Origin of the sequence: Arthrobacter sp. JUb119 (genome assembly GCF_024807995.1) — a bacterium.
In the GTDB taxonomy this organism is placed as follows: Bacteria; Actinomycetota; Actinomycetes; order Actinomycetales; family Micrococcaceae; genus Glutamicibacter.
The window spans coordinates 654,928-667,023 of record NZ_JANUFE010000001.1 but is presented as its reverse complement, the minus strand read 5'-3'; the positions used below and the strand labels follow the sequence as shown (position 1 = coordinate 667,023).

At 59.6% G+C, this 12,096-nt stretch carries 11 protein-coding genes; 4 read left to right on the top strand and 7 right to left on the bottom strand.

Annotation, left to right across the window (positions count from 1 at the left end; all coding sequences use genetic code 11):
- Nucleotides 1-18 precede the first annotated feature (18 nt).
- The 4 genes from M2368_RS03200 to M2368_RS03185 all read left to right on the top strand — a co-directional run bounded on the left by M2368_RS03200 (nucleotide 19) and on the right by M2368_RS03185 (nucleotide 4,531).
- The gene (locus M2368_RS03200) at nucleotides 19-1,266 is read left to right on the top strand and encodes a sensor histidine kinase (protein WP_105658483.1); all 1,248 of its coding nucleotides are present in this window, start codon (nucleotides 19-21) and stop codon (nucleotides 1,264-1,266) included.
- Nucleotides 1,263-1,880 carry a response regulator gene (locus M2368_RS03195; RefSeq protein ID WP_426734140.1) on the top strand — a complete coding sequence of 206 codons (618 nt, stop codon included), beginning with the start codon at nucleotides 1,263-1,265 and terminating at the stop codon, nucleotides 1,878-1,880. Before M2368_RS03200 ends, M2368_RS03195 begins: the two co-directional genes overlap by 4 nt.
- A 112-nt stretch (nucleotides 1,881-1,992) precedes the next feature.
- Nucleotides 1,993-4,095: an MMPL family transporter gene (locus M2368_RS03190; protein ID WP_498723999.1), complete on the top strand. Its 2,103-nt coding sequence runs from the start codon at nucleotides 1,993-1,995 to the stop codon at nucleotides 4,093-4,095.
- Nucleotides 4,088-4,531 (top strand): DUF2871 domain-containing protein, encoded by a 444-nt coding sequence (locus M2368_RS03185; protein WP_388022208.1) that lies wholly within the window; start codon nucleotides 4,088-4,090, stop codon nucleotides 4,529-4,531. The genes M2368_RS03190 and M2368_RS03185 overlap by 8 nt, the downstream gene beginning before the upstream one ends.
- A gap of 133 nt (nucleotides 4,532-4,664) precedes the next feature.
- Here the strand turns inward: M2368_RS03185 and M2368_RS03180 are convergent, their stop codons facing one another.
- The 7 genes from M2368_RS03180 to M2368_RS03150 form a co-directional block, all read right to left on the bottom strand.
- Entirely contained in the window at nucleotides 4,665-5,642 is a 978-nt protein-coding gene (locus tag M2368_RS03180) for an exonuclease domain-containing protein (RefSeq protein WP_426734134.1), read from the bottom strand.
- A gap of 257 nt (nucleotides 5,643-5,899) precedes the next feature.
- A complete protein-coding gene (locus tag M2368_RS03175) occupies nucleotides 5,900-7,354 on the bottom strand; it encodes an FAD-dependent oxidoreductase (RefSeq protein ID WP_105658478.1) in 1,455 nt (484 codons plus the stop codon).
- 17 nt (nucleotides 7,355-7,371) lie between these two features.
- Entirely contained in the window at nucleotides 7,372-8,151 is a 780-nt protein-coding gene (cobA, locus tag M2368_RS03170) for a uroporphyrinogen-III C-methyltransferase (RefSeq protein WP_498723998.1), read from the bottom strand.
- Entirely contained in the window at nucleotides 8,144-9,001 is an 858-nt protein-coding gene (locus tag M2368_RS03165) for an ABC transporter permease (protein ID WP_105658476.1), read from the bottom strand. The genes cobA and M2368_RS03165 overlap by 8 nt, the downstream gene beginning before the upstream one ends.
- Entirely contained in the window at nucleotides 8,973-9,716 is a 744-nt protein-coding gene (locus tag M2368_RS03160) for an ABC transporter ATP-binding protein (RefSeq protein ID WP_105658475.1), read from the bottom strand. Before M2368_RS03160 ends, M2368_RS03165 begins: the two co-directional genes overlap by 29 nt.
- Complete coding sequence (locus M2368_RS03155; protein ID WP_105658474.1) at nucleotides 9,716-10,813, bottom strand: ABC transporter substrate-binding protein; 1,098 nt, start codon at nucleotides 10,811-10,813, stop codon at nucleotides 9,716-9,718. Before M2368_RS03155 ends, M2368_RS03160 begins: the two co-directional genes overlap by 1 nt.
- Nucleotides 10,800-12,095 carry a sulfate adenylyltransferase subunit 1 gene (locus tag M2368_RS03150; RefSeq protein WP_105658473.1) on the bottom strand — a complete coding sequence of 432 codons (1,296 nt, stop codon included), beginning with the start codon at nucleotides 12,093-12,095 and terminating at the stop codon, nucleotides 10,800-10,802. Before M2368_RS03150 ends, M2368_RS03155 begins: the two co-directional genes overlap by 14 nt.
- Nucleotide 12,096 lies beyond the last annotated feature (1 nt).

Sequence of the window (12,096 nt, the reverse complement as noted above, 5' to 3'; positions counted from 1 at the left end):
TTTAGTAGGCTGGCATTCATGAGTACTTCCGAGCCGCAGTGGTTGGACACCCAGAATCAGCAGCACTCGTTGGCCTCGCCAGTGGTGCTGCGCTGGGGGCAGCACCTGGTGACGGCAATCCTGCTTGCCATCGCGTTGCTGCGACAGATTTCAGCGCAAGGAAATGTCCTGCCCGCGATCCTCGTCTCGGTACTCTTCGCCACTTGGTACAGCCTCGGCTTCGTTTCCCGTGCCAAGAAAGGAGTCTTCGCCAAGCCCGCGTGGTGGTTGGCGCTGCTGCTAGGGATCTGGATTGCAAGCCTCTTCGTTTCCGCTGAATTCATGTGGTTGGCCTTCAGCCTTTGGCTTCTCCTGGGCCACCAGCTGCCATTTCTTCCCTCAATATTGTGGTCAGTGGTCGTCTACGCCTTTACTTTGCTCGCTCCTTACCTGCACAATGCCGAGCTCAGCATTGCCGCCATTGCCGGCCCCTTGGTTGGCGGGCTATTCGCCTGGGGCATCTCCCGCGGATACCTGCAGATGGAACGCGATGCCGAAGTGCGCACATCCTTGGTGAATTCCCTGGTGCGAGCCCAGCAGGAAATGGCAGACCTGCAAGGAGAATTGGCCCGTTCCCAGCATGAGGCTGGCATTGCCACCGAACGCACCCGTCTGGCCCGCGAAATCCACGACACCGTGGCCCAGCAGCTCTCCTCCATCGGATTGCATGCCAAGGCGGCAGAAGCCTCCAAAGACCCAGAGTCTGCCTCGGCGGCCCTGAGCCGCATCGATGAGCTTTCCGGGCAGGCGCTGACCGATTTGCGTCGCATCATCGCCGCCCTGGCTCCGGCAGAACTCGATTCCCAGGCGCTCGCCGGAGCCTTGGGCCGCGTCTTGGAGAATTTCAAGGCCGATTCGAAGTTGGAGACCCGATTGGATATCGAACCGGGGCTGCCCACTTTGGATCCGAATGTGCAGATCGCGCTGCTGCGCACCACCCAATCCGCCCTGTCCAACGTGCTGCGCCATGCCCAGGCCTCCACGGTGGCGCTCAGCCTGGGGTCCAGCGGCGACGAGGTACGTTTGGATATTGTCGATGACGGCATCGGCTTCGTTCCCAATACTGGTCGCGTGCAAACCAGTACGCACACCGGAGGCTTCGGCCTGACCGCAATGAACCAGCGCCTGCGCGAACTCGGCGGCGGTTTGGATGTCGAGAGCTCACCCGGTGAAGGCACCGCCCTGTGCGCCCACCTTCCGCTTCGCTTAGCAAAGGACAACTCATGATCCGGATCCTGCTGGTCGACGACCACCCCATCGTGCGGACCGGCCTGCGCGCGCTGTTCGAGAACTACGACGACATCGTTGTCATTGGCGAGGTTTCCAGCGGCGAGGAAGCGGTGGAATTCGTCAAGGCCAACACCGTCGATGTGGTGCTCTGCGACTTGCGCTTGGGTGCCGGGATGAACGGTGCACAAACCACCGCGGCGATCCGCCAACTGGCCAAACCGCCTTATGTGCTGATCCTGACCACCTTCGACAAGGACTCAGAGCTGCTCGCTTGCATCGAAGCTGGAGCTGCCGGCTACCTGCTCAAGGATGTCAGTGCCCAGACCATCGTCGAGTCCATCCGCCAAGCCTCCGCCGGGCACATGGTCCTGGCCCCGGAGATGACCCAGCGCGTTGTCGAGGGCATGCGCCGTCCCAAAATCGAGCTCACCAAGCGCGAAAAGGACGTATTGGCCCAACTGTCTACCGGTGCCGGCAACAAGCAGATCGCCAAGGCCCTGTTCGTCTCGGAGGCGACGGTCAAAACCCACCTGGTCCACATTTTCGACAAGCTCCAAGCAACCACGCGTACCGACGCGATCAACAAGGCCAAAGACCACGGACTGCTGTAGCTGATCAACAGAATCCCGGTGACACGCCGGGGTGCATCTCAACCTTTCGGTTGAAGTTTTATTCACCCCTTTCCACGATGGCCTGACCTGCGAAATCTCGTTAACTGGAACTATGAAAGTTCCAGTTATCCCCCGGATCGGCGATTCGCTGACCAACCGCCGCGGAGCCCGCATTTGGGCCGCCGGCATCTTTGCAGTAGTTCTCGTTCTCTTTGGTGCGCTGAGCAGCATCCAAGCCCCAACCCGTGCGGCCAGCTCCCTGGTCGAAGGCTCCGAATCGGCACAGGTCGCCGAAATCCTGGATGCCAACACCAGCGATTCCCAGAGCTCGGCTTTGCTGGTGGCCAACCGCACCGATGGCCATGCGTTGAGCAATGCCGACACCGCTGCCCTTGATGAGCAGACCGCGGCGCTAGCCCACGACGCGGAGGTGTCCGCCGGCCGCACCATGGCCAGCGAAGACCAGCAGGCAGCCATGGTTCCGCTCACCTGGGATACGGTCTCCGATACGGCCGACCGCCAGAAGCTGGATGAGGTCCGCAACTGGATCCAGGCCCATCCCATTCAGAGGCTGGCCGTGCAGGTCACTGGTTCTACCGCCTTCGCAGTAGATATCACCAATGCCTTCGCCGGGGCGGACTTCACCCTGATGGCCGTCACGGTGGGCATCGTGGCAGTCTTGCTGATCCTCACCTACCGTTCGCCGGTACTCTGGCTGATCCCGCTGGTCGTTGTTGCCCTCGCCGATCGCAGCGCCTCCCTGGTGGCGAACCTGCTGGGCAACGCCTTCAATCTGCACTTCGACTCCGGCGTGCTCAGCGTGCTGGTCTTCGGCGCCGGTACCAACTACGCCTTGCTGCTGATCTCCCGTTACCGCGATGAACTGCAGAAGAATGCTGATCACCGCCAGGCGCTGTCCAAGGCGTGGGCGGCCAGCTTCGAAGCGATTCTGACCTCCAACCTCACCGTAGTGCTGGCCCTGCTGACCTTGGGACTGGCCGTCATGGAAGATACCCGCGGGCTGGGCATCGTCTGCGCCGCTGGCTTGCTGATCGCTGCGTTCTTCGTGCTCTTTGCGCTGCCACCGATCCTGGCCTTTGCCGGGCGCAAGGCGTTCTGGCCGCTGGTCCCCCGTCCGGGACAGGAAAGCAAGAAAGAAAACTTCTTCGGACGTGCTGCTCGTGCTGTGATGACCCGTCCGGGCCTGAACTTGGCAGCATTGGCGGTCTTGCTCATGGTGCTGGCTGGAGCGTTGACCGGTACGCGTATCGGCCTGGACCAGACCCAGCAGTTCCGTACCGCCACCGAGTCTTCCAGTGCCATGCAGACCCTGGCTGAGCACTTCCCCGCAGGTGAAACCCAGCCGATCACCGTGTTGGCGCAGGGAACCGATGTCCAGGTCCTGCGAGATGAATTCTCCGGAGTCGAAAACGTCAAGCGTGTTGGCGAATCCTTCCAGCTCGGCACCACGCCATGGCAGCAGTTCTCTGTCATCTCGGCTGTCGATCCCAGCTCGGCCATGGCACAGGACCTGGTAGCGGACCTGCGCGGTGCTGCGGCAACCGGCAGCACCGGGCAGGTGCTCATTGGCGGGCAGAGCGCCGAACAGCTTGATTCGCACCAGATGCACCTGCGCGACCTGTTCGTGATTGCCCCGCTGATCATGGTCATCTGCTTCGTGATGCTCGGCTGGCTGACCCGTTCCTGGCGAACCGCACTTGCCTTGGGTCTGGTGAATTTGCTCAGCGCGGCCGCCGCCGTCGGCTTGGGTTCCCTGGTTTCCTCGGTGGTCTTCGAGGCCAACGCCTTGGATGTCCAGGTGCCGCTGCTGGCCTTCGTCTTCTTGGTCGCCTTGGGCGTGGACTACACCATCTTCTTGACCCAGCGAGTTCGCCAAGACTCGCAGGTGCTGGCGCTGGGCGACGCAGTGGTACTGGCCGCAAGCCGCACCGGTTCGGTGATCACCAGTGCCGGGCTCGTGCTGGCAGGTGTCTTCGCGGCACTGGCAACACTGCCGCTCACGGTATTAGGCCAGCTCGGCCTGATCGTCGGACTCGGCGTCCTGCTGGACACCTTCGTCGTTCGCACCCTGCTGCTCCCGGCGCTGTTCGCAGTCCTGGACTCAGGCAAGCATCCACTCTTCGGCACAACTTCCTCCGCTGCAGAAGCAACTGCAGAACCAACCGTTCAGAAAGAAAACAAAATCAATGCGTAAGCTCGTGAATTTCTCCTTCGCCTACATGGTCCTCGGTGTAGCTTCCGGTCTTTTCTACCGTGAATTCACCAAGATGAACGGCTTCGCTGAAGGCCAGTGGACCCAGCTCTCCGTAGTCCACACCCACCTGCTGGTGCTGGGCTTCATCATCTTGCTGCTGGTGCTCCTTCTGGAAAAGGCCTTCGGCCTGAGCCAGCACCGCAAGCTCTTCGCGTGGTTCATGGGCACCTACAACGCGGGCGTGATCCTAACCGCGGGCATGCAGCTCACCCACGGCATCATGACCGTACTAGGCGTTGAGTCATCCAAGATGATCTCGGGCATCGCGGGTCTTGGCCACATGTCGATCACCGCAGGCATGATCTTGCTGTTCATCATGCTGCGCCGCAGTGTCGGCGCCCAGAAGCCAACCCAAAAGGTTGAGCTGGCCGGCTAGCCCATCGCGCGTAGAACGTATAGAGGCGGCCCAGAGCGTAATGCGCTGGGCCATCTCTACAACTATTCGCAGATGCCTCGTTACCCGTGCGATCCACGGTATCCATTCATTGCAACGCTACGATATTTTATTTCTACGACCCCGTTGAGGAATTAGGAAGCAGGACTTCGACACCATCAAGTTGAGTTCCATCGAGACACCGTAAGAAATCATCTTCTGTCATGACTTCTATCGATTGCCCTCTATCTTGAAGTTCGAACGCCTTGCGAGCTTTTCCTGTCAGTTCGGATCCAGGACGGAGAACTGTCGGATCAATATCGCCGATGACTAAAACGTTGGTTCGTTTAGTTGTGTTTGCTTCGGGAATCGCACCAAGACGGGCGCATTCTTGCCTGGCTACTTCACGCGGCATCGATTTCAGTCCCCCAGTAAAGACCACGACACGTCCGTATAGATATCCGTCCGGATCCGCTTCGGTATTAATCTCGACATCGGTCAATGGCTTAGATGTTGATTTGGCACGAGCTTGCCCTCCCCGGTAAATCCCGGGAGCCATGTACCCTAGTCGGACGCCAACAGTGTCGGCTAATTCTTGAAGGTCAGCGGCCGCATGCTGCTCTGAAAGCCTGTCGATAATATTTACCACTGCTCTGGCATCAGCCAACGCGTCGTGATGATTCTTCATCGACAATCCCAGCGCTTCGACGACGTAAGGAAGCCGATATGAAGGAAGTTGCAAGGCCCTTCGGGCAGTCACCAATGTGCACAAGAAGTTGAATTCCGGGCATTCAATGGTGTCAGCTGCACAGGCATAACGGATAACGCCCGTATCGAATGCAGCATTGTGCGAGACGAGAATATCGCCTCTAACAAAATCTACGATGCGTGGTAGAACTTCGTTCCAGCGAGGCGCGTCTTGAACCATGTCAGAGGTGATTCCGTGGATTGAGACATTCCACGGGTCGAAGTGATCGGCACCTTTTGGTGGCTTAATTAACCAATGACGTTCCTCCACGGTCCGTCCATCGCGGACGCGTACAAGTCCCACTGAACATGGTGACCCTCGAAAGGAATTCGCAGTTTCGAAATCAATGGCAGTGAAGTTCAACATCGAATGCTCCATACACTCAAATAATCTTTGCTCCGTTAAGGCCATTCTGCATCAAGCGAGAGACAAAATGAGCATATTTAGTTGAAAATTAAATTTCTGCCCAAGATGGCATGTCCCTCCAGATCCGTGATGAAGCCCAGCTTATCCACTGATCGATAGAGTTCCTGAATGCACTTCTGATAACACTAATGGGCGGTGTCCCTCGGCAAATTTGCCGAGGGACACCGCCCATTCAGTGCTAGAGCCCGGGGTGAAACTTACAGGCTCTCAACCAATTTTTTTGCCGAAGAGAATTCCATCATCGCTTCGCGCTCTACGACCTTGACGCGGTCGCGAGTGATCTCGCCGAAGCGAGTCGAAACGGTGCCGGCTGTGGCGCCCAGTTCCTTCTCGTGCGCGTCCAAGTTCTTCCAGCCATCCCAGTTGGAGAAGTTCACGCCGCGGCTTTCGAGCAGTTCCGAGATCTTCTGGGAAGAATCCGGCTGCGCCAGCTTAGTGAGGTCTTCAAGCAAGTGGGTAATGGTCTCCAGGGCGTCGCCCTTAGTGTGGCCAATCAGCCCAATCGGGCCACGCTTGATCCAGCCAGTGGCATACAGGCCGGGAACGTGAGCGCCGGACGCGTTCAGCACGCGGCCTTCCACGTTGGGCAAAACGCCCTTGGCCCCGTCGTATTCAATGTCGTCGACTGCCGAACCGAAGTAGCCGACGGCACGGTAGATGGCCTGCAGCGGGTACTCGACGAATTCGCCGGTGCCGCGTGCGCCGCCATTTCCGTCGAGCTCGTTGCGCTCCACCTTCAAGCCGGTGACCTTGCCATCTTCGCCCAATACCTCGACTGGCGACTGCAGGAAGTGCAGGTGCAGGCGGCGCGAGGCGCTTGGAGCTTCTTCGCGCTCTTCCTGCTCGATCAGCCAGTTGGTCAGGGTGGAGACCATGGTCTTGGTCTGGTTATTGGTCTTCATGGCTTCATCCGAAGCCTTGTCGAACTCGAAGTCCTCTGGATACAGGACGATGTCAACGTCCTTGGAGTGCGAGAGTTCGCGCAGTTCCAGCGGGGTGAACTTCACCTGGGCCGGGCCACGGCGGCCGAAGACATGCACGTCGGTGACGGCCGAGTCATTCAGCTGCTCGTAGATGTGCTCAGGGATTTCGGTTTCCAGCAGCTGGTCAGCATGCTTGGAAAGGATGCGGGCCACGTCCAGGGCAACGTTGCCGTTGCCGATGACAGCAACTTCCTTGGCGGACAGGTCCCAATTCTTGTCAACATCTGGGTGTGCGTCATACCAGGACACGAAGTCGGCGCCGCCGAAGGACCCTTCAAGATCGACACCTGGGATGTTCAGGTCAGCGTCCTTCTGGGCGCCGGTGGAGATGATCACTGCGTCGTAACGGGTATGCAGGTCTTCCAGCGAGATGTCGCGGCCCAAGCCGACGTTGCCGTAGAAGTCGATCCAGTCGTTGTCCAGCACCTTGTGCAGGGCGTTGATGATGCCCTTGATACGCGGGTGATCCGGGGAAACTCCGTAACGGATCAGACCGAATGGCGTAGGAAGCTCGTCAAAGAGATCAACGTGCAGCTTCAGTTCTCCCGATGCGACCGGCTGGCTCTTGTTGAGCAGGTCAGCGGCGTAGATGCCGGCCGGACCGGCACCAACGATGGCAACACGCAGCGCCCGGGAATGGAGGTGCTCAGGGACGATAATTTCACTCATCAAACAACTTCTCTTTCTTAGTCAACGAATGAGGCCGGCGCGGTGGCATCGGCATTCTCTAGCGGCAGGAGGTCTACCAGTTGGTCGGAGGCTTCCGGGGCTAGCCGAACGACGTCACCAATAACGATAACGGCCGGATTCGCCACTGCGGCCTTGCGGGCGCGCTTTACTATCCCTTCTAGCGTACCGATAGTTGTGCGCTGCGTCTGTGAGTAACCTCGCTCAACTATCGCAATCGGTGTACTTGACGGTAAACCACGGGTAAGCAATGTCTCAACAATTTGTGGCAAATTCGATACTCCCATCAGCACCGCAAGGGTGTGATCGGAGCGGATCGGCACGTCCGCGAGTTCGCTGTGTCCACTGACTACGGTAAAACCGGCCGCAATTCCCCGGTGCGTGACGGGAATGCCAGCGGCCATGGCCACGGAGACTGCACTGGTAATGCCGGGAATCACACGCGTAGGGATCCCGTATTTCGCGGCGTGGAGCAGTTCTTCGCCGCCGCGTCCAAGTACAAACGGGTCGCCACCTTTGAGGCGAACTACCCGCTTACCTTCTGAAGCGTACTTGACCAGTAATTCATTGGTTTCATCCTGGGTTTTGACGTGGCAGCCTGGTGACTTGCCCACATCGATGACAACCACATCATCGGAAAGTTCTGCCAGCAACGCGGTAGGTCCCAGCTTGTCGGCCAAAACCACTTCCGCGGCAAGCAGGGCCTTATAGCCGGCGATGGTAATCAGCTCGGGATCCCCCGGTCCACCGCCAATCAGGGTGATATGCCCTTTAGCCATTGTTTTCTCCCGTTCGGGTCATTCCTCGATCGCGCAACAGCTTGCGTTCAATCGGAGCGAAAAATACCAATTCGATCAGCACACCCACCAGCAGGATGGTCAAGATCACCAGCATGACCAATGGCAGGTCTGCCAGATCGCGGCCCCGTTGCAGCAGTGAACCGACGCCTAGGGCCAGCGAACCGCCCACGGCAATCAATTCGGCAGCCATCAACGAACGCCAAGCGAAAGCCCAGCCCTGACGCAGTCCGGCTACATACCCTGGCATGGCAGCTGGCAGCTCAATGTGCAGCACATGCTCCCATTTGGAGGCACCGAGCACCTTGGACAAGGACTTGTACTGCGCTGGAATCATGTCGATCCCGGCGAGCAGGCCATTGATGATGGATGGAATCGCGCCGAGCAGCAGAACCGTGTAGATGGTCGCATCGCTCAGGCCAAAAAGAATGATGGCTGCGGGAACCCACGCAATAGAGGGCAATACCTGCATGGCCGATACCAGTGGCCCCACCCCCTTGCGCAACAGCGGCTGATGCGCCAGCAGCAACGCCAGCGGGGTGGAAATAATCACGGCAATCGCAAATCCGCTCACGGCGCGGAACAACGAATTGCCCACGGCCGCAACCAATGATCCATCTGCCAGCAGTTGCGGAAGCTTAGCCGCGACAGCCAGTGGACCGGGAAAAAGGTCTTCGCGCAGTGGGCTTGCCCAGGAAATAATTTGCCACAGGCTCAGAAGCACAACCACAGTGAGCAAGGGGGCAACCCATGAATCGAGCTGGTTGTTCGGGCGTAGCTTGATAACGCGCACGGGTTTGAACCTAGTTCGAGATTCTGTCAGTGAGCTCATGTTTCCGCTGCTCCTTTCTGAGAATCGTGGTTAGTTCATCGGCCAATGCGGCGGCCTCGGCCGGGTTATTGCGGAGTTCGCCGGTGATCCGGCGAGTCTCCAGGATGCGCCCGGGGTGCGAAGAAAGCACCAGAATGCGGCCGGAGAGGCGAATCGCCTCACGCACATTGTGGGTGACGAAGATGATGGTCTTGCCCGTTTGCCTCCACAAGGCCCGCAACTGCTCATGGAGCATGTCACGCGTGATGGCGTCCAGGGCGGCAAATGGCTCATCCATCAACAGAACCTGGCGGTCCTGAGCCAAAGCCCTGGCCAAAGCGACGCGTTGGCGCATGCCGCCAGAAAGTTCATGCGGCTTCTTGCCGCTTGCATGCCCCAGCTGAACGAGGTTGAGCAGTTTCTCCACGCGTTGCTGGCGTTCCGGAGCTGGCTTCCCCGCGAGCTTGAGCGCCAGGTCAACGTTCTCGCTGGCAGTCAGCCACGGCAGGAGGTTGGCATCCTGGAACATGAATGCCGCGCCGTCTTCAGGTACTTCAAGCCAGCCGGAGCTTGGCGCCAGTAGCCCAGCGATCATGTTGAGCAAGGACGACTTGCCGCAGCCTGAGGCCCCCAAGACAGCGATAAACTCTCCGTCTTCAATTTCTGCACTGAGGCGATCTATGACCAAGCCAGTGCCTGGATAGCTCAGGGAAACTTCATTCAGCCGTACTCCCATTACTTCTCCTGCTGTTCAAGAAAACGCGTATCCACGAGTCCGTCTGCGTTACCGCCAGACCCCACTCCTACGGCTAATGCGTGGTCCACGAGTGACTGGTAGGTTTCAGGCAGGGGGTCCTCGCTGAAGTGCACCTGCTTCAAGGCTTCAGCGATCACTGATTCGTCAAAGGAACTTCCGTTGGCTTCGACCAAAGCTTTCTGCACTGCCGCCAACTTCTGTTTTTCGTCCGCATGATTGAGCCAATCGATGGCTTGGGTATTTGCATCGACCAGCTTCTGCACGGTTTGCGGATGGCTAGCCATGAATTCCTTGGAGACCACCAGAACCGTTGTCGGGAACTTGCCGTCGGGCCAGAGCTCGGCTTCATTCACCAAGCGGTGTCCCCCGTTCTTCTCGACTAGCAATGAAGCGTAGGGCTCCGGAAGCCAAGCACCGTCAATTTCACCGCGGCCGAAAAGCTGTGCGACGGTTCCATTGGAGCTCGGGGTCACTGTGGCGTCCTGTTTCAAGCCCAGGCCCTTCAGGTAGCTGCGCAAGGCAACATCCTGGGTTCCGCCGAATTGCGGGCTGGCCAGATTGCTGCCGGCCAGTTCCTCGGGCTTAGTGATCTTCTTGTCGACAACCAGGCTGGCTCCGCCGTAGGCGACGCCGGACACCACGTTCAACGACTCGCCATCGCTGGACAGGTAGCTGTTCAACGCCGGGTTTGGCCCCAGATATGCGGCGTCGATGGCCCCCGAGTTCAAGGCTTCTACAGCTGCCGGTCCCGCGTTGAATATCTGGCTTTGGACACTGGTACCGTCTTCTTCAAGGTGATCTTGGAGAAGACCTTCGGACTGGGCGATCAAGGCCGGAGCATGGGTGAGGTTGGCGAAATAGCCAATCTTCAGCTCATCTGCCGGGCCGTGATGTGCCGCCTGCGCTGGTACTTCATTTGGTCCCGGAAGAAACGTCGTCGCCACAGCAACTGCGCTCAATGCTCCGACCGCCGCCAGCCCGAGGAAGCGTCCTCGGAAGCCCGTCTTCTGCCCATGAGCCGTCAGCCGGACCCGCCCTTGGTTTCCTGTTGGCTGGCCAACATCAGGCTGCTTCATTATTTTCCTCGATGATCCCCGCCGCAAGGGTGCGCCCCGTAGCTGGATCGATTAGCAGGAAGCTTCCGCCAGTGCGCGAGGTGGCGTACTGCTCGATGGCCAACGCTGCCTGGCTGCGCAAGGTGATCCGGCCCAGGTCGTTGAGCTCCAAGGAGTGGGCGGGCTGCTGCGAATAGTCGGCCACGTTGATGACGTAGTCGATGGTTGACAGCTTGGCTGCGGCGACCTTGGTACCGTGCTTGATCAACAGCCGTTGGCCGCTAGTGAGCTTCACTGGATCCAATACGCAGATGTTCGCCTGGAACTCCCTGTGCGCGGTTGGCAGTTCGCCGGCGACGATGGTGTCGCCGCGGGCAATATCCAAGTCGGTCTCCAGCTCGACAACGATGGCTTCGCCGGCCTGGGCGCGGTGCGCGGTACCAGCAGGGGTGCTGATGGCCTTGATCCGGCTGCTCACCGGCTGGCCGTTGGAGAGCACCTGCACGGACTCCCCCACGGCCAAGCTGCCGTCAACCAGAGTTCCGGCATATCCGCGGTAGTCGCGGTACGCGTCCGGGTCCAGGCCTGGAGCCAAGGCGCCCTGCGGGCGGATCACGTACTGGACATCCAGACGGGCAGTGCCCCCGCCGAGCCGCGGCTCGATGTCCTCGAGCAGCCCGAGCAAGGTCGGGCCGGCATACCAGTGCGCGGAAGCCGAAGGATCGACGATGTTATCTCCCTGAAGCGCGGAGACCGGGATGACGGTGGTTGACTTCAGGCCGAGTTCTCCGGCGAGCGCGAGTACTTCGGCCTCGATCTGGCTGAAGGCCGCTTCGTCCCAGTCGATCAGGTCCATCTTGTTCACGGCGATGACCAGTTGCGGAACCCGCAGCAAGGCGAGCACGCCAAGGTGGCGCCGGGTCTGCTCCAGCACGCCGTGCCTCGCGTCAACCAGCACGATCGCCGCGTCTGCGGTCGACGCGCCGGTGACGGTGTTGCGGGTGTACTGCACGTGTCCGGGGCAATCGGCCAAGATGAAGGACCGCTTGTCGGTGGAGAAGTAGCGGTAGGCCACGTCGATGGTGATGCCCTGCTCGCGTTCGGCGCGCAACCCGTCGGTGACCAGCGCGAGGTCCAGGGTTCCGGCGCTGCCGCCGAAGCCGCGTTCGGCGCTGGTACGGGCCAGGTCATCGAGCGAGTCGGCGAGGATGGCCTTGGCGTCATGGAGCAGGCGGCCCACGAGAGTGGACTTGCCGTCGTCGACCGAACCGGCGGTAGCGATGCGCAATAGTGTGGTGGTCATC

Bases quoted from the DNA above. Each gene is read 5' to 3' on its own strand.
- M2368_RS03200 (WP_105658483.1), top strand. From the start codon at position 19: ATGAGTACTTCCGAGCCGCAGTGGTTGGACACCCAGAATCAGCAGCAC.
- M2368_RS03195 (WP_426734140.1), top strand. From the start codon at position 1,263: ATGATCCGGATCCTGCTGGTCGACGACCACCCCATCGTGCGGACCGGC.
- M2368_RS03190 (WP_498723999.1), top strand. From the start codon at position 1,993: ATGAAAGTTCCAGTTATCCCCCGGATCGGCGATTCGCTGACCAACCGC.
- M2368_RS03185 (WP_388022208.1), top strand. From the start codon at position 4,088: ATGCGTAAGCTCGTGAATTTCTCCTTCGCCTACATGGTCCTCGGTGTA.
- M2368_RS03180 (WP_426734134.1), bottom strand. From the start codon at position 5,642: ATGTTGAACTTCACTGCCATTGATTTCGAAACTGCGAATTCCTTTCGA.
- M2368_RS03175 (WP_105658478.1), bottom strand. From the start codon at position 7,354: ATGAGTGAAATTATCGTCCCTGAGCACCTCCATTCCCGGGCGCTGCGT.
- cobA (WP_498723998.1), bottom strand. From the start codon at position 8,151: ATGGCTAAAGGGCATATCACCCTGATTGGCGGTGGACCGGGGGATCCC.
- M2368_RS03165 (WP_105658476.1), bottom strand. From the start codon at position 9,001: ATGAGCTCACTGACAGAATCTCGAACTAGGTTCAAACCCGTGCGCGTT.
- M2368_RS03160 (WP_105658475.1), bottom strand. From the start codon at position 9,716: ATGGGAGTACGGCTGAATGAAGTTTCCCTGAGCTATCCAGGCACTGGC.
- M2368_RS03155 (WP_105658474.1), bottom strand. From the start codon at position 10,813: ATGAAGCAGCCTGATGTTGGCCAGCCAACAGGAAACCAAGGGCGGGTC.
- M2368_RS03150 (WP_105658473.1), bottom strand. From the start codon at position 12,095: ATGACCACCACACTATTGCGCATCGCTACCGCCGGTTCGGTCGACGAC.